Origin of the sequence: Arthrobacter sp. zg-Y20 (assembly GCF_030142075.1) — a bacterium.
Taxonomy (GTDB): domain Bacteria; phylum Actinomycetota; class Actinomycetes; order Actinomycetales; family Micrococcaceae; genus Arthrobacter_B.
In genome coordinates this window covers 750,350-774,851 of the sequence record NZ_CP126241.1, presented here as the reverse complement: position 1 = coordinate 774,851, position 24,502 = coordinate 750,350, and the positions used below count along the sequence as shown (strand labels likewise).

The window sequence follows — 24,502 nt, the reverse complement described above, 5'->3', positions numbered from 1 at the left end:
TCCACCCCCCCCGATTCCGTCAGCACAGAAAGTGGTAGCAGTGGCCGGCAACAACAATGCCAACCTCGTGTGGAGCATCGCAAATATCCTGCGAGGCACCTACAAACCCGCACAGTACGGGTCCGTGATCCTGCCCTTCACCATCCTGCGCCGCCTTGACTGCGTCCTGGAGGAGACCAAGGAAGCGGTCCTTGCGGAACAGGAGGCCAAGAAGGACCTGAACATTCCGCTGGACACCTTCCTGCAGAAGGCCGCGGGGTACAGCTTCTTTAACACGTCGCCCTTCAATTTTGACCGCCTGTTGAATGACCCCAGCAACATCAAGGCAAACATCGAGAACTACATCCAGGGATTCTCGGAGAACACTAGGGATATCTTCGAACGGTTCGAGTTTTACAAAACGCTCGAGAAGCTGGATGCATCGGACCTGCTCTACCACGTCACCAAAGCCTTCGACACGATTGACCTGCATCCGGACACCGTCAGCAACATTGAGATGGGTCTGATGTTCGAGGAGCTCATCCGCCGGTTCGCAGAAGCATCCAACGAAACCGCCGGCGAGCACTTCACTCCGCGCGAAGTCATCCAGCTTATGGTGAAGCTGCTGTTGAATTACGACGACGAAGTTCTCACCAAACCCGGCGTGGTCCGCAGCATCTACGACCCCACCGCAGGCACCGGCGGCATGCTCACCGTCGCCCAGGAACACCTGCACGAGCACAATCCGAGCGCGTCACTGGTGGCCTATGGCCAGGAAATCAACGACGAGTCCTACGCCATCTGCAAGGCCGACCTGCTGATCAAGGGCCAAGACATCACCAAGATCTCCGTCGGCGACACCCTGGCGAATGACCAGAATATCGGCGAGCAGTTCGACTTTATGCTTTCCAATCCCCCGTTTGGGGTGGAGTGGAAAAAGATCCAGCCGCAGATCCAACGCGAACATGAGCTGAACGGGTTCGACGGCCGGTTCGGCCCGGGCCTTCCCCGTGTCAGCGACGGATCGCTGCTTTTCCTGCTGCACCTGGTAAAGAAGATGCGCCCGGTGCACGAGGGTGGCTCCCGCATCGGCATAGTCCTCAACGGTTCCCCGCTGTTCACCGGCGGCGCTAGCTCCGGCGAATCTGAGATCCGCCGCTATCTGATCGAGAACGACCTCGTCTCAGCGATCATCGCCCTGCCGACGGACATGTTCTACAACACCGGCATCGCCACCTACGTCTGGATCCTGTCCAACGCCAAGAAGCAGAAAGCTCCCGGCCGTGCGGGCAAAATCCAACTCATCAACGGTGTGGAGTTCTACCGCAAGATGCGCAAGAGCCTCGGATCAAAGCGCAAAGAACTTAGCCCGGAGGATATCAACCGAATTGTCCAGCTCTACGGAGCGTTCGAGGACGACGGCGAAACCTCCAAAATCTTCGACAACCGCGACTTTGGCTATTCCACTATTACCGTAGAACGCCCGCTACGGCTGAACTTCGCGTTTGAGACCGAGCGCGTCAACGCGGTCTCGGCGCAGAAATCTGTCCTGAAGCTGGCTGCCCAGGACCGGGACATCCTGGAGAAGGTTCTCCGGTCCGCTGTCGAGGAACACCGCCACGTGTACAAGAACCGCGAGGCATTCCTGAAGGTCCTGAAACCGCTACTGAACAGCGCAGGATTCAAGCTGCCAGCACCGGTCTTCAAAGCCGTACTGGCTGGACTCTCGGAACGTGATGAAGCCGCGGACATCTGCACGGGCCCCATGGGCAACCCCGAGCCGGATCCTAATCTGCGGGACACTGAGAACGTGCCATTGAATGAGGACATCCAGACCTACTTCGAGCGCGAAGTCCTTCCGCATGTTCCAGATGCTTGGATCGATGAGTCCAAAACTAAAGTCGGTTATGAGATCCCTTTCACCCGACACTTTTACAAGTACATCGCACCGCGCTCACTGGAGGAAATCGACGTCGATCTGAACCAACTCATCGCGGAGATCACGACGCTGTTGGCCAAGGTGGAACGGTGAATACCCAGCTACGTCACTTATGGCGCGAAATTGATGACCGACTCGGTGACAGGTCCATGCCACCGCTGCTGTCAGTGTCGCAGACACTAGGTGTTGTGCGGCGTGAGCTCATAAGTGACAAACCTCCGCGCGCGGACAGCTTTGACAAGTACAAGATCTGCGACATTGGCGATTTAGTACTCAACCGCTTCAATGCCTACAGGGGATCTCTCGGAATCAGCACGGAACGAGGAATCGTTAGTCCCGATTACCTTGTACTTCGCCCAACCCGGAATTCGCATCCCAAATTCCTAGAATTTATGCTGCGCTCCGAAGAGTTGTCCAACTTCATGAAATCCACGATGGGAGGGCTTGGCGCATCGGATCCGGATGTCTCGGGATTTTCCCGGATAGATGTGGGATCTTTAGGGCAGTACGGCGTGCCAAGACTCGAGTTTCAAGAGCAGCTCGCCATTGCCGAATTCCTTGACCGCGAAATCTTGCAGATCGATGACCTGATCGACAAACAGGAGCGGCTCATCGAGTTGCTGGCCGAAAAGCGCCAGGCCGTCATCACCCAAGCCGTCACCAAGGGACTCGACCCATCCGCCTCCACCAAGAGTTCTGGCGTTCCGTGGCTTGGTGCTATCCCAACTCACTGGAAGATCGGTCCTGTTCGAAGATTCTACGAAATCGTACTCGGTAAGATGCGTCAGCGCGAGCAAGAAACCGCCTTGGACGTTCTTCGCCCCTATCTGAAAGCCGCAAGTGTGCAGCCGGACGGGATGGTCGCGGACGATACAAACAAAATGTGGTTCTCTCCCGCGGAGGTGAGCAACTTGTCCCTACGTCCTGGCGACGTTCTAGTGGTTGAAGGCGGCTCGATCGGACAGTCAGTGGTAGTTGACGCAACCGTCTCCGACTATGGCTTCGAAAAATCTCTAAATCGAGTCCGCCCCCAGAGAGACGCGTGCTCTGAATACTTCCACCTTTACATGGTCATAGCGCGGGCTTCTGGCTACGTGGCTATGCAGTGCTCCGGTGCTACTCTCATGCATTTACCGTCCGACAAGCTGGGCAGAATGGTCATGCCCTTCCCACCAGAATCGGAACAGAGAGAAATAGTAAAGACGGTACAACAACGCCTATCCGCGCTAAGTGGAGTGCAAGATCGGTGCCGGCGGCTTATAGGTCTCCTACAAGAGCGCCGCTCCGCCCTGATTTCCGCAGCAGTCACCGGCAAAATCGATGTACGCGAAGGAGCGGTGTAAGCATGGCATTGCCCCAGTGGCATGGGTTCGTAGACCCCGTTATTCGGATCATGGCCGACGGGCAGGTCCGGCGTAACGCAGAGATCCGGACAGCTGTCGCTGAGCGAGAGAAGCTCTCCGCCGAGGACATGGCGGAAGTCATGTCCTCCGGAGAAGCGCGCTGGGCCAACCGCATCAACTGGGCCGTCTTCGACTCCATGAAGGCGGGCCTCCTGGTCCGTCAGGCCCGGGGGCAGTACCGGATCAGCGATGAGGGACTGCGGCGCGCTAACGAGAGTACCCAGCTCACTCATCAGTCCTTGCGGGAATATGAGCCATACCGTGTGTATCAGGAAATTTCGCGCCGGCCTAAGGCTGCCTCAGCGGTCCCAGTGCCAGGCATCGACGTAGACGGTGCCGCAGTCGTCGAATCTGATCCATCCGAAGCATTGGAGCAGTCGGCCGCGCAGCTGAATCAGGTGGTCATCGAGGAGATCTACCGCAACCTGCTGGAGCTCTCCCCCGATGCCTTCGAGCACCTGATCCCCTTTGTGGTTCGGGCTCTCGGTTATGGCACGGACCGGGAGGACAACCTTAAACCTACGCAGCGTTCCGGGGACAAGGGCGTGGACGGCATCGTCTGGCAGGACGCCCTGGGCTTCGACCGGGTTTATCTGCAGGCCAAGCGGTATTCCGAAGGAAACAATGTCGGCGCGCCCGAGGTCCAGGCGTTCAGCGGTGCGCTGGGGCAGTTTCGAGCCACCAAGGGCATCTTTATCACCACATCCAGCTTCACCAGCGGTGCCCGGGCTGTAGCTCGGGATACCGCGCACTACACACTTATCCTGATCGACGGACAGCGCCTTGCGACACTGATGTTCGAATACGGGGTCGGCGTCCAGGTGGACCGCACCGTCGTCGTCAAGAAAGTCGATCAGGACTTTTTCGACAAGTTCTAGGGGGAAGAACATATGGCACAGCACAACGAAGTGATGTTCGAAGAGGAAATCTGCCAGGCACTCGCGGCCAAGGGATGGATCTACGAGCCTAACCGCAAGGCGAGTGACCTCTACGACGCCGAACGCGCTGTCGTACCCGAAGACATCATCGGCTGGCTGCAGGACACCCAGCCCCATGAGCTGGCCAAGGTCCTCAAACCCGGTGACTCCCTGGCCGAACGGACGCTGGCCGAGCACAACCTGCTCAACCGTCTGTGCAAGGTGCTGGACAAACCCGCCACCAAGGAAGCCGGGATGCTCTCCGTGCTGCGCACCGGGTTCAAGGATGTGGCCGCGAAGTTCGACATGTGCCAGTTCAAACCCGCCATGGGCCTGAACCCCGAAACGCTGGAGCGCTACGGCAAGGTCCGGCTGCGGGTGATGCGCCAGGTGCACTATTCCACGGTTGACACGAAAAAGAGCATCGACCTGGTCCTGTTCCTGAACGGGCTGCCCGTTGCCACCATCGAGCTCAAGACCGATTTCACCCAGAACATCAACGACGCCGTCGCCCAGTACCGCAACGACCGCCTGCCGCGGAACGCGAAGAACAGGGAAGAGCCGCTGCTGGCCTTCGGACGCCGCGCCCTGGTGCACTTCGCCGTCAGCAACGACGAAATCCAGATGACCACGGAGCTGAAAGGCAAGGCGACCCGCTTCCTGCCTTTCAACCTCGGCGACGGCGACCATGCCGGCAACCCGGTCAATCCCACCGGATCCGCCAGCAGCTACCTCTGGGAACAGGTGCTGCAGCCCGACCCCTGGCTCAACATCATCGGCAAGTTCCTGCACCTGCAGGTCAGCGACAAAACCGATCCGGTCACGGGTGAACGCGTTATCAGCAAGTCGCTGCTGTTCCCCCGCTACCACCAGTGGGATGTCGTCACCAAGCTCATCGAAACGGCACGCTCCGAAGGTCCCGGGCACCGGTATCTGGTGCAGCACTCCGCCGGTTCGGGCAAGACCAATTCCATCGCTTGGACGGCTCACCAGTTGAGCTCTCTGCACGATGAGAAGAACGAGAAGATCTTCGACTCGGTCATCGTCGTGACGGACCGTACCGTGCTGGACTCACAGCTGCAGGACGCGATCTACCAGATCGAGCACAAGTCCGGCGTCGTGGTTCCCATCAAGGGCACCGGCGGCTCCAAATCCGCCGAACTCGCTGAGGCCCTGATAGCCCGGACTCCCATCGTCGTCGTCACCATCCAGACCTTCCCCTTCGCGTTGAAGGCGATTGCTGAATCGCACGCTCTCCGGGGGCGCAACTTCGCGATCATCGCCGATGAAGCTCACTCGTCCCAGACCGGCTCCACAGCCAACAAGGTCAAGCAGGCCCTCTCGGTGGAGGAACTCGAAAACGTCAACGACGGCGGCGAGATCGATATTGAGGCCTACCTGGCCGCGGAGATGGCCGAGCGGGCAGAAGCCAAGAACATCAGCTACTTCGCGTTCACCGCCACTCCGAAGGCTAAGACCATGGAGCTGTTCGGCCGCCCGGGAGCCGACGGCCTTCCCGAGCCGTTCCACCTGTACTCGATGCAGCAGGCCATTGAGGAGGGCTTCATCCTCGATGTGCTGCAGAACTACACGAGCTACAAGGTGGCGTACCGGCTGGCACACAACGGCCGCGACTATGACTCCGAAGACAGCAAGGTGGAGAAGTCCGAGGCTCTGAAGTCGCTGATGACCTGGGTAAAGCTGCACCCGTACAACATCAGCCAGAAGGTCCAGGTCATCGTGGAGCACTTCCGCGCCAACATCGCTTGGCGCCTGGACGGCAAAGCGAAGGCCATGGTGGTCACCGGTTCAAGGAAAGAAGCCGTCCGATACAAGCTCGCCATCGACAAATACATCGCCGACGCCGGCTATTCCGATCTGGGCACGCTGGTCGCCTTCTCCGGTGAAGTGAACGACTACGACTCCGGAGTGGAGGCATTTACCGAGATCAACATGAACTCTGGCCTCAAGGGACGGACTCTGCCCGAGGCGTTCTCCACGGACGAGTACCAGGTCATGCTGGTGGCCAATAAGTTCCAGACCGGTTTCGACCAGCCGCTGCTGGTGGCGATGTACGTGGACAAAAAACTCTCAGGTGTATCCGCGGTACAGACGCTGTCCCGCCTGAACCGCACCGCCGTCGGTAAGGACCAGACGTTCGTGCTCGACTTCGTGAACAAGCCTGAAGAGATTCTGGAGTCGTTCAAGCCCTACTTCCGTCAGGCCCGGTTGGAGGGCACCTCGGATCCCAACGTGGTGCACGACCTGCAGAACAAGCTGGATGCCGCTCAGATTTACCTAGATTCGGAAGTTGATAGCCTGGTGCAGGCGTATATCCGGGTAGAGGGCAACAACGCCCTCTCGGGATGGGTGGCGCCTGCCAAGTCGCGCTTCAACACCAGGTACAACGCCGCAGTGGCAGCCGGCGACAAAACCGATCAGGACGAGTTGGATCTGTTCCGCAAGGATCTGGGCTCTTTTGTCCGCGCTTATGATTTCCTCTCGCAGATAGTGAACTTTGCTGATCCTGACCTCGAGAAGCGCTCCATCTACTACAAGCATCTGCTTCCGGTTCTTCGGGTGAACGATGCACCTGTGGCCTTGGACCTGTCCGGCGTCGTCCTGGCCAAGTACGCGTTAAAGGACAAGGGGCAGGCGCAGTTGACGCTCTTGGATGACGATGAGGCACTCCTGAGGCCGGCAACCGAGGTCGGTTCAGGGCAGACGAAGGACCCGGTGCTTGCGAGCTGGGAGGAGATCATCCAGCAGGCGAATCTGCCTTTCGAAGGCGAAGAGCTGGATGCCGTGGCGCACTTTGTGGAGGGCGTGCGGCGCGAGCTGGTGAAGAACGAGACCCTGCAGACGCAGGCGCGCAATAACTCTCGCAGCCATTTCGGCAGCAGTCCGCATCTCGAAAACGCAGTCAGTGACGCTGTGCAGAACTCCATGGAGAGCCACTACAGCCTGAGCCTGCAGGCCTTGGGTGACAAGACGAAAATGAAGGCGCTCTTGGCGATGCTCAGCGGACTGATCTACGAGGAGCTTCAGGAGTAGAGCTGTTTGTACGCGCGCCTAGCAGCGCTGGCTCTTTGAAACTCAAGACCGATATGTCAGTTGCATGAACTCTCTGCCGTCGCCACTCTCCACGAGGCGGGTGAGGATCCCAAACTGTCGGTAGAGAAGAACGGCAGAAAGTTCACTTGGCCGGTTCTTCCGGTCCAAAAAACGAAGCATTCGAGCTACATCTGCGTCACGGACGTCCCGGACCTTGAAATAAACGTAAGGGTATCGAGGCGCCTGTCCCGGGGTGATAACTCTTATAGTCGGCTCGAAGTTTGGGATTTCCCGACGAAGCAATGCGCTCAAATCCGGCACGGAAGTAAGCATCGAACGAAATGCTTCTGCGGCCTCTTGCTCTCCTTGTGCCCCAAACCCCGTGGTACATACGCGGAGTTCTACTACGATGGCCGGCTGATATGGGTCGAGGACTCGCTGTTCGAAGCCCTTTTTTACCCTAGTCCACGCCGTGCGAGCCCTAACCATCCCCGCCCAAACCGCAGATAGTGCTGCAGCGGCTAGTTCCCAGTTGTCTTGGAGCCACACCAATAGCTCGGCAAAAGGTTGACCCCCGGTTGCGGCGCTACCCATGCCTGCGGGGAAGCCTCTCCGATTTGCAAGGCCTCTCTCATTCAAGAACTTTTCTACTACCTCGATGACTTGTTCGGTGGCCGCATCAGAGTCGTAGATGACCGCACCCTTAAAAAACACGACGTACTCAATACCTTGAAAATCGCTCAAAACACTACCCTTCGTTGGCAGAAAGACTTAGGACATTCATCTCGGGCGCGGCCGTCTTATCGGTCTTCACTGGTCCTTCGAAGGATACATAAGGTCACACAAACAGAGTGCACGAACACGTAGGAGAGAAGACGCTAGAGAGCCACCGCACTAGCATCCACATAAACATCCCCAGGCATCGGCCTCTGCAGCTTCCAGGTGATCGCAACCGGCTTTGATCCCGTGTGCGACATGTAGTCCATTTGCCCCAGGCAGGTGTAGGCCATGGTCAAACCCGAGTCGTCGTTTTCACGTGGCCGGGTGAACAACAGCACCTGACTGCCTGCCTTCTTGTGGTTCAGATACCGCTGACCGGTAGGGCTGTCAGGAGACGTGGCGTTCTGGGATTCCCAGTGGAATACCTCAGGACTCATCGCGTAGTCCTTATACATGATCGACGCCGCCCTGTCCTTGGCATCCTTCTCAAGCGTGACGAAGAAGGCATCCGTATTCGTATCCTCGCACCAGGCAACACCTTCACGGTGGCGTGCCCGGCGCCCGTCCAGTGAGAGGTAGCCCAGGCCTGCCAGAACTTCCTCCCGCCGGTAGGTGGCATGCGAGTACAGCGGCACATACTGCAGTCCCCTGCCCAGTCCTTTCGGCGAGTAGCGGGACCGCTGAACACCCAATTCCATAAGCTGCCGGATTTCGGACACAACCGGTGACAGTGCGCGGACGAAGTCCAATCCGGCGTCGTAATCCTCAAAACCGCCGCCTTCCGGCCACAGAGCGAAAAAGAGCATGCGGGCCAGCGTCTGCTCCCGGTCCCCCAACCGGTCATAACGCAGGGTGTCATCCGACACCAGGCGGGCATACGTTTCAGCCCGTTCGGGATCGTCCACGCACAGGAAGGTCGTCATCCGGCGAAGCAGAAGCGCCTCCTCCGCCACGGACACCGTCGGTTTTCCCGCGACGACGGCCTCCGGCCCATACGCCAGATCCACGAGACCGGCGCCACGGAGCAGCGCCGTCCATGAGTCGCCGGTCTTCCGGTAAATGTCTGCCAGGCTCAGTCCGGATGCTTCCAGGAAGTCCTCCAACCTCAGTCCACCGTGGGACTTTACGTCCGCAATGAGCTGACGCTTGCTAAAGCGAAGCTGGGCGCGGATATTGTCGAGAATGATCTTCTGTGCCACCCGGTCCAGCACAATCTGCGAACCGGACGGCAGATGCGGGAATTCATCCTCGACGGCCTTTGCCAGTGGCTTCCGACCCAGCCCCGTGAGTGCCCGAAGCTTGGTCTCGAAGCGGAACTCGCGGTGCTGCTGGCCGATGTAGTCCAGCACTGTGAGCACCGATTTGTCCTTCGCCCGGCGCAGCCCCCGTCCGAGCTGTTGCAGGAAGACGGTGGAACTCTGCGTCGGACGAAGCAGCATGATGGTGTCGACTTCAGGGAGGTCGAGTCCCTCGTTGAAGAGGTCGACCGCGAAGATGCAGTTCAGTTCCCGGCTCCGGAGTCGCCTGAGCGCATCGGACCGTTCATCGCCCGGGGTGTCCCCCGATACGGCGACGGAGGGAATGCCTGCCCCGTGGAAGACCTTCGCCATGTATTCCGCATGCTGTACCGAAACGCAGAATCCCAGGGCGCGCATCTGCTGCGTGGACGAGACCTTGTCCCGCAGCTCGGTAATGACCTTCGCGGCCCGCGCGTCGTTGCCTGTGTACAGGTTGCTGAGCTCACCGACGTCGTAGTTTCCGCGCTTCCATTCAACCTGGGAGAGATCGACGTCGTCGGCCACGCCGAAGTAGTGGAAAGGCACAAGGAGATCGGCGTCCAGCGCGTCCCACAAACGGAGTTCACTGGCGACGCGGCCATCAAAGAACTGCTCCGCAACGTTGACGCCATCACCTCGCTCCGGGGTAGCGGTCAGGCCCAGCAGCTCCTGAGGACGCAGGCGGTCGATCAGTCGCCGATACGTTGGCGCCTGGGCGTGATGGAACTCGTCAATAACGACGACCTCGAACGCGTCGGCGTCGAGCTGTTCGATGCCGAGGGCGGCCAGGGACTGGACGCTGGCGAACACCTGTTTCCATTGGGTCGGCTTATTGTCACCGACGAACAACTCGCCAAAGGAGCCGCTCTGCATCACGTCGCGGTAAGTGCGCAGAGACTGCTCCAGGATCTCTTTCCGGTGGGCCACGAAGAGTAGGGAAAGCGGCCGTCCTTCTGCTTCGCACAGGCGCTTGTAGTCCAGCGCGGCGATAACCGTTTTCCCGGTTCCCGTCGCAGCAACGAGGAGGTTGCGGTGATGACCGTGGACTTCCCGCGCTGCGTCCAATTCCTCCAGCATTTCCTGCTGGTGGACGTAGGGCTGGATTTCCAATCCGGTAGCTGCCGCCGGGAGCGCCGTGGACTTGCCGCCGTTGCGGGCCAGGGCGGCGTCGAGTTTGTCGCCGTCGCGGATAGGGTCGTATGTCTGAAATGCGGGCTGCTGCCAGTAGCTGTCGAAAGTGACCTCGAATTTTTGCAGCAGCTCCGGCGTGCCGACTGCGGAAAGCCGGACGTTCCATTCCAGTCCGTCGAGCATGGCCGGCGCGCTGAGGTTGGAGCTGCCCACATAGGCAGTGTCGAACCCGGTGTTGCGCCGAAAGAGCCATGCCTTGGCATGCAGCCGAGTGGCATGGGTTTCGTAGTTGATTTTGATCTCGGCTCCGTATTTCAGAGCGAGTTCATCGATGGCACGGCGTTCCGTGGCGCCCATGTACGTGCTGGTGAGGACCCGCAGCTTCACACCGCGGTCCCGGAGTTCTGCCAGAGCCGGTTCGAGCAGGCGCAGGCCGCTCCAGCGGATGAAGGCACAGAGCATGTCTACCGTGTCAGCCGAACCCATTTCCGTGCGGATTTCAGCGGCAAGGTTGGGATCGTCCTTACCATTCGTCAGCAGGGCCGGCTGGCTGAGCGGCGTTGATGGTCGGCGCAGCTGGCGACGGCGCAGTTCCTCTGTCGGAAACAGAGAGGTTAGTTGTTGGGGGCCTGGCTGAATCGTGTCCGACACCAGCTGCTGGAGGATCTGATTAACCAGACTGACACGCCCCTCGGGCTTCGTATCGGTCAGGAAGTCACGAACTCTGGATGCGACGTAGTCCGCCAGAATGGCTGGAGACTCATCCTCAGGGATGGATCGGAAAACGGGCTGCAGTTCAGGGTTCTGATTTATCAGGTTCTGTAGGTGCCGCGTGTGCAGGGCTTCGTACAACCCTTGATTCAAGCCGCCGAATTCTCCAGTTACATCCACCTGTCAAGAATAAACGCACTCTCACCGTATGGCGCCGAAGCGCGGCTTGCGGTCCTGTACCAATCGGTTACAACCCGATTTAGTCCGCTGCTGCTCGAAAATCAAATACCACTCGTGGCCCAGCCGCTATGCATGGCTGGGCCACGAGTAATGCTAGGACTCTCCCTGCTCTTCAGCCAGAGTGCGCCCAAGCACCTGGATCAAACGATCCCTCATTCGACGTTTGCGCTCTTCAAAGAATTGGACGAAGCCCTCCAGATCAAGCGGCACACCGTCAAGGTCATTATCAGCAAGGTAAGCGTCCCGCTTCGACTGGCCTGCGAACGCTTTCCCGATCCATTCAGAGGGCAAGGAGTCCTGCTTTTCTATGTTCGCTGTTCCTGCCAGGAGCTGAAGGTTGGGCAGAAGATTCACCGCTCCGAGGTACTCCTCGATCTTGTCACTCTGTATTCCCGCGGCCTCCAGTTTCTTCCGCGTGAAGCGAGACTTCGGGAAAATATGGTCTTCGTGGAACTTCTTGCTGAGATCCAATCCGGGATAGAGGATGGACAGTACTGAGAAGGTGCGTTGCCCGGCATATTTGAGGTTGAGGAGCTCGTCCACCTCGGCCGCATCGAACGACAAGCTCTTTCCAGCGCCAGCCATGGCGCTCTCGATCGCGCCAACCGGAAAACTTGAATGGTTGTCCACGAGAATTTCCCGGATCCGAAGAAGCATCGTATCCAGCCCAGAGCCCCAAATCCCGCGCTTAATGAGTGACCGGGTGACCCACCGCTGTAGGACTTGGCGATCCGGTGCGTCAGCAGTCGAATCAAGGTACGAATCGTTCGCTCGGCGAAGGTACAGGTACTGCGCCATGGGGACGATGACACTGTTAGCCGTGAGATTACGCTCGTTATAACCAAACTGCTGGAGCAGGGTAGCGGCGCGAAGAAGCGCTCCCCTAATCTCTAGCCACGCCCCTTCTACCTTGCCCATGTTTGCCTGCGTGAAGTTGGATACCTTAAAACGGACATCCACACCGGCAATGCTGAGTGCAGTTTTAAGAACGACATCTTTAGAGAAGGAGAACTGACGTCCGGCGTTGCTGTTCAGCTCACTCACAATCGAGCGCACTTCCTCGCGGGCGTCGAGCTCCTTCCATTGGTTAGTGGCCATGGAGAGCAGCAAATCCGAATACGAAAGGGTCGTCCCCCCGCTGTTTACTCGAACAAAGATTTCGAGCACCTTATCGGGATCCTGGTCATTGACCAAGAAATAATTCATCGGCTTGAGAATGCGGACCGCCTGATAAAGATCGTACAGCCTTTGGAAAGCTTCGTCTGAGGCCTTAATTCCTCTCCGATTGAGCTCCTTCATGATCGCGGGGCCCGAGTCGGGAAGATCAAGGACTGTTCCTACTCGGAACCACTTATCTTCAGCGTTTGAGGCAGATTCTGCGTCGCTATCGGTTAGGAACCTAAGATCGTATTTAAGACCTAGCTCCTCATTTTCGGGCTCCTCAGTAAGGTTCATGTACAGCCGCTTTATAGGGAAAGCATCAGAGCTATTCCACCACGCGTACTTCTTTTTCTCTGCAAAACTGCCGTACAAGCCGATGTTCAGGGATGTCAACCGCTGCTGGCCGTCAAGGACTGCAGTGGTTCCAGTCCCCGCTGGCACCGTTGCTTTGGCTGCATACGGGTTGTCGCGCTCATGATAACGAGTCAAAAATTCATAAAACGTGTATGACTGCGCGGTTTCACGTTTAACATCCCAGAGCAAGAACGATCCCACTGGATAACCACGCATTAGGCTATCAAAGAGCCTAATAATCTGATCCGGACCCCACACAAACTCGCGCTGTATTGCAGGCATAAGATAGTCGCGTTGATGAATCGCAGTTAGAAACTCTTCAACGCTTTTTGGCGTCTGAAATGACATAATATTCTCTTTCTGAGTTTGATCAGGACGATCGGATGCCAGGTACCTCAATCAGCTGTCTGCATCCCATCAGCGACAGGTCGATGGCAACGGTCGGCAGGTCGGCGGGGCCACGCACGGCCCACTTTGACTACGGCTCCTGGTCCAGGACCGATGTCCTGGTCCGGCACCCGGACGACGACGGTGTCTGGCTTGGCGGCGTGGGCGCGCTGGGTAGGACGGCGGAGCTGGGCATTTGATGCAGTGCTCAGCCTGTGCCGACTAGGCACGGACAACGTCCCCGGGATTGCCCCGGAGAAGCATGCGACTTTCTGGCTGGTGGATTTCCGCGTCGGCGGAGTCCAATGCCTAATCCCTGCTCCGTGCTGCAGGAGACTGCTGCCGCCGTCGGACGCTTCCATGCCGAGGGCAAATCAGTGCTGCTGCAATGTGTGCGAACCGGCCGTTGCCGGCCCGTACGGGGCAGGCGCGGCCAGGGTCCGCCGCTGGAAGCCCTGCACTGTGTACGCCGGGTGCTGCCGAATGCCCATCCGAATCCGGCGTTCCGGGAGGTTCTGACGGCGGCGGCCGGTCCCGGCGTCGCCTGTTCTAGTTTCTAGTCGCCCGCCACAGACGTTGCCCCATTCGCGAGCCGGCCTTCAGCAATGCAGTCACGGCCTGCCCTGCTTTCTCCGGAATCGCGTCCGAGCTGACGCTCATGAAGGGATCGGAGCGGTCAGCATCGGTTGGGGCACCCTTGTCTGATAGAGGAGAAGCATATTGTCCGTCCGGGTCTTCGTACTGCCACTCAGCTGCGGCAGCGGGTTCCTCAAAACTGCCGTTGTGCTGCGAGGGAAGGAGGACGGCCTCGTCCGTGGTGGCATCTCTCGTCTGCACGGGCCTAAGGTCGGATACGGCTTCCATGTCTGGTTCCAACACGGCAGGCGCGTCTGAACTGACCAGCTGCAGGAAATCCGACTCCGTGAGCACGGTCAGGTCCTGACCGGCGGCCATATATGCCGCTGCCTTCTTCTCTTTGGTCGTCCCGTTTTCCAAATCCACACTTGCGTGGGTTTTGCCGTCTCCCACCAGCAGGAACGCAGTCTTTTTGGTGACGCCTTTGCCGTTGATGCCACCAAGACTCGCGATCTTCTCCATCGCATCCCACCTGCTGTAGGAAACGAGGTCTCCTGTCATGATTACTTGGCGTCCAAAGAACGGGTGCGACGGGTCCGCGGCAGGATCCGGTTGCGGCAGTTCGGATATAGGGCTCTTGTTGCCCCTGCTGAACGCGCTCGGCCTCAGCGACTGCTCGGTTCGTATGCCGCCGCCCGCGGGCGTCCAGAGGTCAGCAACCGTCCGAAGGCCATGACGTTCAGAAAGTGCCAGAACAATCTGTGCGCAGGCAGCGGCGTCGCTACCGGCGTCGTGGTGGGTGAATGAATCGAGTCCCAGTTCTGCCGCAACGAGAGGCAGCCGGTACTTTTCCATCGTCAGGAGACGCTTGGCTAAAGCCAGGGCACAGTGGAAATCGTTGCTGGGTGGCGTCAACCCACTGAACAGGCTGGATGCATGGAGCACTGATTTATCGAACGGTGCGTTGTACGCGACGAGCGGGTGGTCCTCCGCGAGCGTTTGGATAGCGTCGAGAGAGTCCGCCCAGGTGTTGTCAGCGGCCCGGACGATTTCCGGCGTAATGCCGTGGATCGCAATGTTGCGAGGGTGGAATGAGTCCAAGCCCGTTGGGGGCGTTACGTGCCACTCGAATGTCTCGGAGATCTTTCCGTTGCGAACCTGCACAATCCCGACGGCACACACTGATGCCCTTTGGTTGTTGGCCGTTTCGACATCAATGGCTGTGAAATTCAAACCGCTCACCGGTTCCCCCATAACTTCAGCCCTCGCACCCTGGACCGTCACTAGCTGGAGGTACTCATTGATGCGTAGGCTGAGTCAGTTTACGCCAGCCGCCAGCCGCCAGCCGGCGTGTTTAAAGGCTGGGAGTGCTTTTCCCTGTCCCCGTCACCCGAACCTTTCGGCAAGTTCAGATTCCATGCGGGATGCCCTATCCCGCTAATTAGTCAGTCCCGTGCGTCACTAATCAGGAAAAGCACTGCTAACTTCTATAATCGACTTGTGCCATATCGGCGCCTCGGACTACTTGGAGTAGACATGCAAGACGGGCAACCCTTCGGAATCGCTGTGCTAGATGTCTATGACAGCAAGTGGGCGATATGGCAGGTATCGGTTGACTCTTTCTACGGACGCTTGCGCGCATCAACGACTAACGCTGTGGTCCGGGATCGTTTCGAACGTACAGAATTCGAAGCGCTGGTCGGCAACCGTCAGCTACTGGTGACTCCTAGAGCTGCGGTTGCATGCCCGGAAGCTGATATCGCAGGGCCAGAACTGTTCGATGGCCAGCGTTTTGCCGACCTTTGTGGATCTTGGATTGACCTCCTCGACGGGATGTTTCAGGCCGAGAGTATGAGGCGCGAAACAGAAAACGAACGCCGCAAAGAGGCAAAACGAGCTGGAACAGGCGGGACCTATAAAAAGCTCTCCCCCTTGGTCGATCTCGGGCTGCCAGGGCTTCCAGCTGAGTCACTGTGGACCTCCCATGCCTCGTGTGTGGAAGAAGCTCGGCTTGAAGCCTTAAGGGTGGCGAATGGGTGCGTCCGCCTATTGGACTATTGGCTCGACATTGAAGCTGCTCGCACAAGGAAGAACCGCACCTACTTCAACGGTATCGGTGGACCTGATATTCGCTTATGGCCATGCGAAGTGCCGACACTGGCTGGGGTCTGAGCGACAGCCCTCGGCCGTAGCTTCCTTTAGGATTTCACGGAGCCCTTTATGAAGGGCCTCCTAAACGAAAACGAATCCACCTGGTCACGCCTTCCTCTGGCAATTGGCGGGCTACCTCAACGCAACTGGCCCGGCTACGAGCTCGTTCGATCGTAAGTAGGAAAAAGCATGGCATTGTCCTTCACGGCGATAGATTTTGAGACAGCAAATAGTAACCGGGGATCCATCTGTTCTGTTGGGCTGGCGAAAGTCGTCAATGGGAGCATCCTGGAATCCAAGTCCTGGTTGATCGCTCCGCCAGACGGAGGAGGATTTGATGCCTTCAACACCTCGATCCATGGGGTTACCGCTGCAGCAGTAGCCAATGCACCGGATTGGAGCACCTCGCTCCGCGACATCCTTGCCTTTGTGGACGACGACGTCGTCATCGCCCACAATGCAGCTTTCGATCTGGGAGCCCTGCGTAATGCGTGTACGCACGCCGGGTTACCCTGGCCGTCACTGAACTATGCATGCACACTGGTTCTTGCCAGAGCGATTCTGGACCTTCCCGTCTACAAACTCCCGTGGGTAGCGGACGCCCTGCAGATTCCCTCCTTTGATCACCACGAGGCCGGAGCGGACGCAAAGGCCTGCGCGCACATAGCCGTTGAACTCGCCAGGTCAGTTGGGGCAGGAACGGTCCCGGAGTTACTCGATCATGCATCGGTTCGGCTAGGCAGGGTAGAAAACAGCTACTGGTCGGGTTCCCGTAAGGCTCGCCCGATTTCCATGACTGCACCTCGTCCCTACTTGGAGCCTGGTGATATTGATCCCGATGGCCCTATGGCGGGGGAAGTGGTCTGTTTCACCGGCAAAATCTCCTGGTCCCGCAGCGATGCTCAAGAGCTAGTTGTACGTCATGGCGGCACCTTCAACTCGGGGAACCCGACAAAGAAGACGACGCTTTTGGTGACGGGAGACTATGACGAACGTTCTCTGCGTCCGGGAATGACCTTCGGCAGTAAATTGGCCCGTGCTTTCGCCCTAGTGCAGCAAGGCCAAAGACTTGAGATCCTAACTGAAGAGGACTTTCGTCAAAGACTCGCACCAGAGGAAGGAACCCGGGACTCTTCAGTGCGGGTCTCATTATGAGAATCCGCGGAGAGACTGGCGGTTAGGAGCCGGCGGCTGCTTAAACCAACAAACGGGCCCTCACCCGCAAACGCATACTTCGCGAAACGCTCCCCGATCAGCCGATGGGTGGCACCGTCCGGGTGGAGCGCGTCGGGCAACGGATACTCCTCGGCATCCGCTGCCCCGTACAGGCTCAGCCCGTCCAGATAGAACAGATTCGGATCCTCCGCCCGGCGCTCGACCAGCGACTCCAATGCCTCACGGATCACCCGCAGCGTCAGCTGGCCGGCGGCCACACCCGCCGGATCGCCGGTAGCCACAAACCGAATCTGGTCCGTCCCGAAGGACGCCGGATCGAACGCTCCCGGACCGGGAGTGTCCTCATGGATGCCGCAGAAAATCGGCGAAACGAGCACCAGCGGAGTCTCCGGATGCCCTTCGCGGATGGTGTCCAGGAACCCGTGCATCGCAGGCACAAAAGCACGCAGCCGCATCACGTCCCCATTCACCACGTTGATGCCCAGCTTCACGCTGATCAGGTCCGCCGGGGTATCCCGCATCACCTGCGCGGTGAACGGATCCACCATGGCGCTGCCACCCAGACCGAGGTTGTGCAACTCGACGCCGCCGATCCTCGCCGCCACCGCAGGCCAGATGCCCGACGGCGTCGCCGCATTGGAGCCGTGGCTTATCGAGCTGCCGTGATGCAGCCAGACCGGCCGCCCGGAGTCGTACGCCTCCACCGGAGCATCCGACCGCAGGTCCACCAGCTCCACCGACTCGTTGTGCGGCAGCCAGATCTCCACCAGCTTGGATCCCGCAGGCAAGGAAAACGCGCTGACGTGCGACTCCCCCTCCACCTGCCGGCTCGCCCCGGTGGACATGTTGACCTCGGTGTATGAGCCGCCGGCGAGCTCGTCGCTGTGCACCAGTTCGCCGTCGACCAGCAGGTCAACGAACCCCCGCGGCCGGTCCGCGCCCAGGTAGACCACACGCGTGGGATGCGTGACCAGCTCCAGCTGTTGCGCCGTCGTCGTGAACACCAGCCGGACGCCGGAGGGCTGGGACTCCGCCATCATCAGCTGCGGATCGGGGAAACGCTCCCGCACCGATGCGGGCAGCCGGTGCGGCCGCAGCCCCCGGGCGGTGGTTTCGAGTTCCGCGGCGCCGCGAACGAGTGAGGGCGTGATGACAGTGGTGATCATGGGTTAAGTCATATCGCAGGGTCGGTCACTTCCGAAAAGCGCCTGCGGTGCCCCTAGGAATCGGCCGCCGAGCGCCGGTAGCCGCTGGGCGTGAAGCCGAGTACCTCACGGAAGTCGGCGGCCAGGTGCGCGTGGTCGGCATAGCCCAGGTCGGCGGCAACGTCGGCAATGGGGGTTTCCGGATGCAGCCGCAACCGTTCCGCCGCCTCCTGCAGCCGGTAGCGGCGGATCATGGCCAGCGGCGGCAGCCCGACAAACCGCCGGGCCAGGCGCTGCACCGTCCGCACCGAGACGCCGAGCTGCCCGGCAAGCTGGTCCACCCGGGTGATCGACGCATCCGCCGGAATCAGGTCCTCCAGCCGGTTCGCGAGCCGCCCTTCGGCGTCAGGAGTGGGACCGTGTGCTTCCAGCCAACGGGAAGCCGCGGCGACGGCGGCAGCGCGGCGCACCTCAGCGGGGTCGACGACCGGTACGACGCCGGCCCCGGCACCCTCGCGGCCGGCCCCGGCGTCGTCGTCGTCCGTGGAGGGTACGACGTCGGCCATCGCCGCGACTACCGCGGCCAGCAGGTCCGGAGCATCGACGGGAATTTCAGTGTCGCGCAGGTTGCCCGGGTCGTCGGTGAATACCGGCACCGCGGCGGGACGCAGCAGCAGGCCCACCGCCCAGCCCCGGCCCGACAGGTCGCGGAAGGACCGCCGGGTGGCCGGACCGGAAAGCGTGACCCCGTCCTTATCCACCACAAGGTTCAACGCTGGAAAGGGCAGGACCTCCTGCCGGGACACCCGCCCCGGAGCAAGGTTCCATTCCGGAATCCACACCCAGCGGACCCGGTCCGCCAGTTCCGCCGCCGGAAGGATCCGGTGGAACTCCGGCAGCCGCGCCGGGTACAGGGTGCCGCGCCACTGCTCGACCATCGCTCCCCTATCCCCGCAACGAACTTCCTCAACCAGGAGCCCGCAAACCCTGTCGCGAATCTTCAAGCCCGGCCCCTGCCGCGCTGCCTACGCTGGCACCATGACTACAACAAACACACCGAATTCAAGCACACCGAACACCGGAACAACCGGCAAGACCCCAGCCGGCGTCACCGGAACCCACACCACCAACGGCATACCGCACGGTGCCACCAGCCTGACCCCGTTCCTGGCCGTACCGGATGCCCGGGCCGCCATCGATTTCTACCGGGACGTCTTCGGCGCCCGGCCCGTCGACATCACCGAGATGGGCGGGGTGGTGGTGCATGCGGACCTGGACTTCGGCACCGGGCGGCTCCAGCTGGGCGAACCGAACGCGCAGTTCGGGCTGGTCCCGATGCCGTCCGGCGACGAGGACTGTTACTCCATGGGCCTCTACTGCGCCAACGCCGATGAGACCGTAGCCCGGGCTGAAGCCGCCGGCGCGACCATCCGGGAGCCGCTGAGCACCTTCGTCTCGGGAGACCGGTTCGCCAGTATCCGCGACCCGTTCGGGGTGCGCTGGTCCGTGATGAGCCGGGTGGAAGACCTGTCCGAGGAGGAAAGCGCCCGCCGGGTCGCGGAATGGGCGGCAGAGCAGTCCGGCTAGGGGCGCGCGGCCATCAAGACCGCGTAGCTAGCAGTGATTTCATCCGCTGCTCGCTGGAACCGTCGGCCTCGGCCTCGTACACCACCAGTTGCTGTCCCGGTGCTTCTGCCACCTGGAAGGTATAGAAGGTCACCGCTATGGTCCCGGCCTGCTCGTGGTGCAGGACCTTGCCCTCGCGTGTTTTCGGCTCGATCGAAAACAACTGCCAGAGCCGGTCGAACTCCGAGTCGGTCCGCAGCTCGGCGAGCAGCGCATCCCGTTCCTGCCGATCGGGGTGGAAATCCATGGTGGTGCGCAGCGCGCCCACGCAGGATTCGGCCGCGCGGTTCCAGTCGGCGAAGAAGTGCCGGCCCGCCGGGTCCAGGAACACGTTCCGGGCAAAGTTCCCCTTGTCCGCAAAGCCGCTGAAGAGCGCCTCCGCCAACGGGTTGAGCTGCGTGATGTTCAGCAGCGAATCCAGGATGAAAGCGGCCGAATCCGTGGACGTTTCCAGCAGGTGTGCCAGCGAGGGATCCACCGCCCGAGGGGACGCAACCCGCTGCGGCGAGCGCCCGGCGAGCAGGTGCAGGCGCTCGTCCTGGTGCCGGGTCAGCTGCAGTGCCGCCGACAGGGCGGTGAGAACCTGCCCGGACGGGTTCTTCTCGCGGCCCTGCTCCAGGCGCAGGTAGTAGTCGGTGCTCAGCCCGGCCAGTTCGGCAACTTCTTCGCGCCGAAGCCCGGGCACCCGGCGCCGGGTGTGCCTGGCAAACGGATACAACGCTGCGTCCGCAGCGTTGCGGCGGGCCCGCAGGAACGCCCCCAGATTGTCTTCCCCCATGTCACCAGCCTATCGATTGCTGCCAAGGGTGGGTGAAGCGCACCCATGCTCGACGACGGGATTCTCCCTAGGCTCGAAACCAAGACTGCCGGGATCTACGTCGATTCTTCCTGACTCCCAATACTTCCCGGCACGGACCCTAGGAGAACTCAGCATGGCAACGCACGGCAGCAAGACCCAGGACCTCGACGTCGTCGGCATGTGGGTGACGGCGGACGGCTACATCCGGCAGGAACTGCTGCCCAACGGCCGCTATGACGAGGCACGCGGCGACCGGGCCAGTGCCTACACCGGCAGCTACACGGTCACCGGAGCCCACCTGGACTACCGGGACGACACCGGTTTCACCGCAACCGGCGACATCCGCGATGGAGTCCTTTACCACGAGCACCTCGTGCTCTACCGCGAGACTCCCGCTGGATAAGAGCCGGACCCTAGGAGTCCTGGCCCTCGATGCTGATCATCCAGCTCGTCCCGAACCGGTCCGTCAGCATCCCGAACAGGTCACCCCACGGCGCCCTCTCCAGCGGCAGGTCCATCTGGCCGCCGTCGAGCAGCCGATCCCAGTAGCCGCGCAGCTCCTCCGCGTCGTTGCCGCTCAGTGAAATGGAATAGCTGCTGCCCTCATTCAGGTTCATGCCCGACGGCGTGTCCGAGGCCATCAGCACAAAGCCGTTGTCGGTGGTCAGGGAGGAGTGCATGATCTTGTTCCCCTCAGCGGGGTCCTCGGCCATGTTCATGTCGGCGAACGTGCTGGATTCCAGCGTTCCGCCGAACACGCTCTGGTAAAAGTCCATCGCCTCCCGGGCGTTGTCCCGGAAGCTGAGGTAGGGATTCATCTGGCTGGGCATAGCTGTCTCCTTGCAGGTAAGTGCGGACAGTACCCCGCCAGATTAGGCCTCCCGCCCCGCCGGCGAAAAGGGCAAAAACCTACCGCGCCTTCCGCCGGCTGAACCCGAAGGCCACCGCGGCCAGCAGCACCAGGCCCTTGATCACCTGCTGCCAGGCGGCGTCCACGGACAGGATGGACAGGCCCTGGTTCAGTACGCCCATCACCAGAGCGCCGATCACGGCGCCGACCACGGTGCCCACGCCGCCCTGTACCGACGCTCCGCCGATGAACACGGCGGCAATCGCGTCCAGCTCAAACCCGCCGCCGGCCGAGGCCACGGCACCGCCGGCCCGGGCCGTGCTGACCACGGCGGCCAGCCCGGCCAGGAACCCCATGTTCACAAACACAAAGAAGTTCACCCACTGGGTCTTCACCCCGGACATCATGGCCGCGTTCAGGTTCCCGCCCATCGCGTAGACGTGCCGGCCGAACACCGTGCGGTTCAGCAGGAACGAATAGGCGAGCACCAGCACGGCCAGGATGACCACGATGATCGGCATGCCCCGGCTAAAGGCCAGCAGATAGCAGAGGTACATGATCGCCACCACGGCGAGCGCGATCTTGAAGATGAAGGACCCGTTGCGTTCGCGCGGCAGGTCCAGCCGGCGCAGGTCCGCCCGGCCCCGCAGCTGCTGCACCACCAGCGCCACGCACGCGAGCGCCCCGATGCCCAGCGTCACCAGGTCAGGGGTCCCGGTGGACGGCAGCGTGCCGGTGCTGATTGCCGTGTACGGGCGGGGCAGGCCGCTGATGGTGCCGCCGGTGAGCAGGATCAGGGCGGTGCCGCGGAACACCAGCATCCCGGCCAGGGTGACAATAAACGCCGGAATCCCGACGAACGCCACCCAGAACCCCTGCCAGGCACCGATCACGGCGCCGACGACGAGGGAGAGCAGCACCGCCGCCCACCAGGGCATCCCCCAGTTGTTCATGGCCAGCGCGGCAATGGCCCCGACCGTCGCCACCACTGACCCCACGGAGAGGTCGATGTGCCCGGCAATGATCACCATGACCATGCCGATGGCCAGGATCAGCACGTACGCGTTCTGCTGGAACAGGTTGCTGACGTTGCCCGGGTAAAGCAGCCGCCCGCCGGTGAGGATCTGGAACAGCAGGATGATCACGGCCAGCGCGCCGAGGATGCCGTACGCGCGCAGGTCTACCCGCCGTCGTTTCTTGCCGGTCTTGCCGGGCTTGGGCGGCAGCGGGGCCATGGCCTGCTCTGGAGTTGTGGTGGTCACGAGGCTTGTGCTCCTTGGGTCCGGTCAGCTTGGGTCCGGTCGGCGGTCATGTGGCGCATCAGTTCCTCCTGCGTGGCCTTGGCCCGCGGCACTTCGGCGGTGAGCCGGCCCTCGGCAATGGTGTAGATGCGGTCAGCGAGCCCGATCAGTTCGGGCAGTTCACTGGAGATGACAATTACTGCCTTGCCCTGCGCCGCCATTTCGTTGATGATTCCGTAGATTTCAAACTTGGCACCGACGTCGATCCCCCGGGTCGGTTCGTCCAGGATCAGCACTTCCGGCCCGGAGTAGATCCACTTGCTCAGCACCACCTTCTGCTGGTTCCCGCCGGAGAGGTTCTCCACCAGGGAGGAGACGCTGGGGGTGCGGATGTTCATCCGTTTGCGGTAGTCATCGGCCACCCCGTATTCGCGGTTCCGGTCGATGATGCCCAGCCGGGCCAGTTTGCCCAGCGCCGCCGCGGACACGTTCACGGTGACGCTGCCGATCAGGTTCAGCCCGTACCGTTTTCGGTCCTCGCTGACGTACGCAATGCCGTGGCCGATCGCCTCGTCCACGGTGCGGGTGCGGATTTCGACGCCGTCCTTGAAGACCCGCCCGGAAATGCCGCTGCCGTAGGCGCGGCCGAAAATGCTCATGGCCAGCTCGGTCCGGCCGGCGCCCATCAGCCCGGCAAACCCGACAATCTCCCCGGCCCGTACATTGAAGGACGCCCGGTCCACCACCACCCGGTCCACGTCGATGGGGTGGTGCACCGTCCAGTCCTCCACCCGGAACTTCTCCTCCCCGATCCGGGGTTCGCGTTCCGGGAACTGGTGGTCCAGCGGCCGGCCCACCATGGCCCGGATAATCCGGGTTTCAATTTCGTCGCTGTCCTGAACATCGAAGGTTTCAATGGTTTTCCCGTCCCGGATGACGGTGACGATGTCCGCGATGGAACGGATTTCCTTGAGCTTGTGGGAAATGATGATCGAAGTGATCCCGGTGTCGCGCAGCTGCCGGATCAGGCCGAGCAGGTGGGCGGAGTCGTCGTCGTTCAGGGCTGCGGTGGGCTCGTCCAGGATCAGGATCTTCACTTCCTTGGACAGCGCCTTGGCAATTTCCACCAGCTGTTGCTTGCCCACACCCAGTTCCACGATCTTGGTGGCCGGGTTTTCCGCCAGCCCCACCCGCTGCAGTAGCTTCGCTGCTTCCAGGTTGGTTTTGTGCCAGTCGATCACTCCCCCGCGCGCCACCTCGTTGCCCAGGAAAATGTTCTCCGCAATGGAGAGGAACGGGCTCAGCGCCAGCTCCTGGTGGATGATCACAATGCCGTCGCGCTCGGAGTCGTTGATCGAGCCGTAGCTGACCGGCCGGCCCTCCAGCGTGATGGTCCCGTCAAAGCTGCCGTGCGGGTACACCCCGCTGAGCACCTTCATCAGGGTGGATTTCCCGGCGCCGTTTTCGCCGCAGATCGCGTGCACACCGCCGCGTTCCACGTCCACGGAGACACCGTCGAGCGCCCGGACCCCGCTGAATTCCTTCACAATGCCGTCCATTTGCAGGATGACGTCACTCATACGCGTTCTCGCTATCGCTTACGCGGAGCCTGGGGGTACGACGACGGCGGGAAGCGGCCGCCGTCGTCGTGCCCCTGGTCCGGGC

Annotated in this window: 19 protein-coding genes; 9 read left to right on the top strand and 10 right to left on the bottom strand. The window is 60.9% G+C overall.

The window, feature by feature from the left end:
- Nucleotides 1–40 precede the first annotated feature (40 nt).
- From QNO06_RS03755 to QNO06_RS03740, 4 genes are read left to right on the top strand one after another with little or no spacing between them, the layout of a single operon-like run.
- A complete protein-coding gene (locus tag QNO06_RS03755) occupies nt 41–2,011 on the top strand; it encodes a type I restriction-modification system subunit M (RefSeq protein ID WP_227913414.1) in 1,971 nt (656 codons plus the stop codon).
- Nucleotides 2,008–3,261 carry a restriction endonuclease subunit S domain-containing protein gene (locus QNO06_RS03750; protein WP_227913415.1) on the top strand — a complete coding sequence of 418 codons (1,254 nt, stop codon included), beginning with the start codon at nt 2,008–2,010 and terminating at the stop codon, nt 3,259–3,261. The genes QNO06_RS03755 and QNO06_RS03750 overlap by 4 nt, the downstream gene beginning before the upstream one ends.
- Before the next feature lie 2 nt (nt 3,262–3,263).
- Nucleotides 3,264–4,199, top strand: a complete 936-nt coding sequence (locus QNO06_RS03745) for a restriction endonuclease (RefSeq protein ID WP_227913416.1) — start codon at nt 3,264–3,266, stop codon at nt 4,197–4,199.
- A gap of 12 nt (nt 4,200–4,211) precedes the next feature.
- Nucleotides 4,212–7,292, top strand: coding sequence for a type I restriction endonuclease subunit R (locus QNO06_RS03740; protein WP_227913417.1), 3,081 nt, complete (start codon nt 4,212–4,214; stop codon nt 7,290–7,292).
- Between the two features lie 42 nt (nt 7,293–7,334).
- Here the strand turns inward: QNO06_RS03740 and QNO06_RS03735 are convergent, their stop codons facing one another.
- The 3 genes from QNO06_RS03735 to QNO06_RS03725 form a co-directional block, all read right to left on the bottom strand.
- Nucleotides 7,335–8,036 carry a hypothetical protein gene (locus QNO06_RS03735; protein ID WP_227913418.1) on the bottom strand — a complete coding sequence of 234 codons (702 nt, stop codon included), beginning with the start codon at nt 8,034–8,036 and terminating at the stop codon, nt 7,335–7,337.
- A gap of 134 nt (nt 8,037–8,170) precedes the next feature.
- Nucleotides 8,171–11,284, bottom strand: coding sequence for a DEAD/DEAH box helicase (locus QNO06_RS03730; protein ID WP_269437429.1), 3,114 nt, complete (start codon nt 11,282–11,284; stop codon nt 8,171–8,173).
- A gap of 180 nt (nt 11,285–11,464) precedes the next feature.
- The gene (locus QNO06_RS03725) at nt 11,465–13,234 is read right to left on the bottom strand and encodes a DUF262 domain-containing protein (RefSeq protein ID WP_227913419.1); all 1,770 of its coding nucleotides are present in this window, start codon (nt 13,232–13,234) and stop codon (nt 11,465–11,467) included.
- A gap of 35 nt (nt 13,235–13,269) precedes the next feature.
- Between QNO06_RS03725 and QNO06_RS03720 the strand changes: the two genes are divergently transcribed.
- Nucleotides 13,270–13,473: a hypothetical protein gene (locus QNO06_RS03720; RefSeq protein WP_227913420.1), complete on the top strand. Its 204-nt coding sequence runs from the start codon at nt 13,270–13,272 to the stop codon at nt 13,471–13,473.
- 349 nt (nt 13,474–13,822) lie between these two features.
- Here QNO06_RS03720 and QNO06_RS03715 read toward each other — a convergent pair whose 3' ends face one another.
- Nucleotides 13,823–15,091: an exonuclease domain-containing protein gene (locus QNO06_RS03715; protein ID WP_227913421.1), complete on the bottom strand. Its 1,269-nt coding sequence runs from the start codon at nt 15,089–15,091 to the stop codon at nt 13,823–13,825.
- A 294-nt stretch (nt 15,092–15,385) separates the two neighbouring features.
- Between QNO06_RS03715 and QNO06_RS03710 the strand changes: the two genes are divergently transcribed.
- Complete coding sequence (locus QNO06_RS03710) at nt 15,386–16,021, top strand: hypothetical protein (RefSeq protein WP_227913422.1); 636 nt, start codon at nt 15,386–15,388, stop codon at nt 16,019–16,021.
- A gap of 168 nt (nt 16,022–16,189) precedes the next feature.
- Nucleotides 16,190–17,155, top strand: a complete 966-nt coding sequence (locus tag QNO06_RS03705; RefSeq protein WP_227913423.1) for an exonuclease domain-containing protein — start codon at nt 16,190–16,192, stop codon at nt 17,153–17,155.
- On the opposite strand, the gene QNO06_RS03700 is transcribed toward QNO06_RS03705, so the two are convergent.
- Both QNO06_RS03700 and QNO06_RS03695 read right to left on the bottom strand, forming a co-directional pair.
- Complete coding sequence (locus tag QNO06_RS03700) at nt 17,098–18,342, bottom strand: GDSL-type esterase/lipase family protein (RefSeq protein WP_227913424.1); 1,245 nt, start codon at nt 18,340–18,342, stop codon at nt 17,098–17,100. The genes QNO06_RS03705 and QNO06_RS03700 overlap by 58 nt on opposite strands.
- 53 nt (nt 18,343–18,395) lie before the next feature.
- Nucleotides 18,396–19,259 carry a helix-turn-helix transcriptional regulator gene (locus tag QNO06_RS03695; protein ID WP_227913425.1) on the bottom strand — a complete coding sequence of 288 codons (864 nt, stop codon included), beginning with the start codon at nt 19,257–19,259 and terminating at the stop codon, nt 18,396–18,398.
- A gap of 100 nt (nt 19,260–19,359) precedes the next feature.
- Between QNO06_RS03695 and QNO06_RS03690 the strand changes: the two genes are divergently transcribed.
- On the top strand, nt 19,360–19,908 hold the full coding sequence (locus tag QNO06_RS03690; RefSeq protein WP_227913426.1) for a VOC family protein: 549 nt from the start codon (nt 19,360–19,362) through the stop codon (nt 19,906–19,908).
- 13 nt (nt 19,909–19,921) lie between these two features.
- On the opposite strand, the gene QNO06_RS03685 is transcribed toward QNO06_RS03690, so the two are convergent.
- Entirely contained in the window at nt 19,922–20,725 is an 804-nt protein-coding gene (locus QNO06_RS03685; RefSeq protein ID WP_227913427.1) for a helix-turn-helix domain-containing protein, read from the bottom strand.
- 154 nt (nt 20,726–20,879) lie between these two features.
- Between QNO06_RS03685 and QNO06_RS03680 the strand changes: the two genes are divergently transcribed.
- Nucleotides 20,880–21,149: an Atu4866 domain-containing protein gene (locus QNO06_RS03680; protein ID WP_227913428.1), complete on the top strand. Its 270-nt coding sequence runs from the start codon at nt 20,880–20,882 to the stop codon at nt 21,147–21,149.
- 10 nt (nt 21,150–21,159) lie between these two features.
- Here QNO06_RS03680 and QNO06_RS03675 read toward each other — a convergent pair whose 3' ends face one another.
- The 3 genes from QNO06_RS03675 to mmsA all read right to left on the bottom strand — a co-directional run bounded on the left by QNO06_RS03675 (nt 21,160) and on the right by mmsA (nt 24,417).
- On the bottom strand, nt 21,160–21,576 hold the full coding sequence (locus QNO06_RS03675; RefSeq protein WP_227913429.1) for a VOC family protein: 417 nt from the start codon (nt 21,574–21,576) through the stop codon (nt 21,160–21,162).
- A gap of 79 nt (nt 21,577–21,655) precedes the next feature.
- On the bottom strand, nt 21,656–22,831 hold the full coding sequence (gene mmsB, locus QNO06_RS03670; RefSeq protein ID WP_227913526.1) for a multiple monosaccharide ABC transporter permease: 1,176 nt from the start codon (nt 22,829–22,831) through the stop codon (nt 21,656–21,658).
- 23 nt (nt 22,832–22,854) lie between these two features.
- Entirely contained in the window at nt 22,855–24,417 is a 1,563-nt protein-coding gene (mmsA, locus tag QNO06_RS03665) for a multiple monosaccharide ABC transporter ATP-binding protein (RefSeq protein ID WP_227913430.1), read from the bottom strand.
- Nucleotides 24,418–24,502: the final 85 nt, after the last annotated feature.

Bases quoted from the DNA above. Each gene is read 5' to 3' on its own strand.
- QNO06_RS03710 (WP_227913422.1), top strand. From the start codon at position 15,386: ATGCAAGACGGGCAACCCTTCGGAATCGCTGTGCTAGATGTCTATGAC.
- mmsB (WP_227913526.1), bottom strand. From the start codon at position 22,831: ATGGCCCCGCTGCCGCCCAAGCCCGGCAAGACCGGCAAGAAACGACGG.
- QNO06_RS03725 (WP_227913419.1), bottom strand. From the start codon at position 13,234: ATGTCATTTCAGACGCCAAAAAGCGTTGAAGAGTTTCTAACTGCGATT.
- QNO06_RS03740 (WP_227913417.1), top strand. From the start codon at position 4,212: ATGGCACAGCACAACGAAGTGATGTTCGAAGAGGAAATCTGCCAGGCA.
- QNO06_RS03685 (WP_227913427.1), bottom strand. From the start codon at position 20,725: ATGGGGGAAGACAATCTGGGGGCGTTCCTGCGGGCCCGCCGCAACGCT.
- mmsA (WP_227913430.1), bottom strand. From the start codon at position 24,417: ATGAGTGACGTCATCCTGCAAATGGACGGCATTGTGAAGGAATTCAGC.
- QNO06_RS03675 (WP_227913429.1), bottom strand. From the start codon at position 21,576: ATGCCCAGCCAGATGAATCCCTACCTCAGCTTCCGGGACAACGCCCGG.
- QNO06_RS03705 (WP_227913423.1), top strand. From the start codon at position 16,190: ATGGCATTGTCCTTCACGGCGATAGATTTTGAGACAGCAAATAGTAAC.
- QNO06_RS03700 (WP_227913424.1), bottom strand. From the start codon at position 18,342: ATGATCACCACTGTCATCACGCCCTCACTCGTTCGCGGCGCCGCGGAA.
- QNO06_RS03690 (WP_227913426.1), top strand. From the start codon at position 19,360: ATGACTACAACAAACACACCGAATTCAAGCACACCGAACACCGGAACA.
- QNO06_RS03680 (WP_227913428.1), top strand. From the start codon at position 20,880: ATGGCAACGCACGGCAGCAAGACCCAGGACCTCGACGTCGTCGGCATG.
- QNO06_RS03720 (WP_227913420.1), top strand. From the start codon at position 13,270: ATGCCAGGTACCTCAATCAGCTGTCTGCATCCCATCAGCGACAGGTCG.
- QNO06_RS03745 (WP_227913416.1), top strand. From the start codon at position 3,264: ATGGCATTGCCCCAGTGGCATGGGTTCGTAGACCCCGTTATTCGGATC.
- QNO06_RS03695 (WP_227913425.1), bottom strand. From the start codon at position 19,259: ATGGTCGAGCAGTGGCGCGGCACCCTGTACCCGGCGCGGCTGCCGGAG.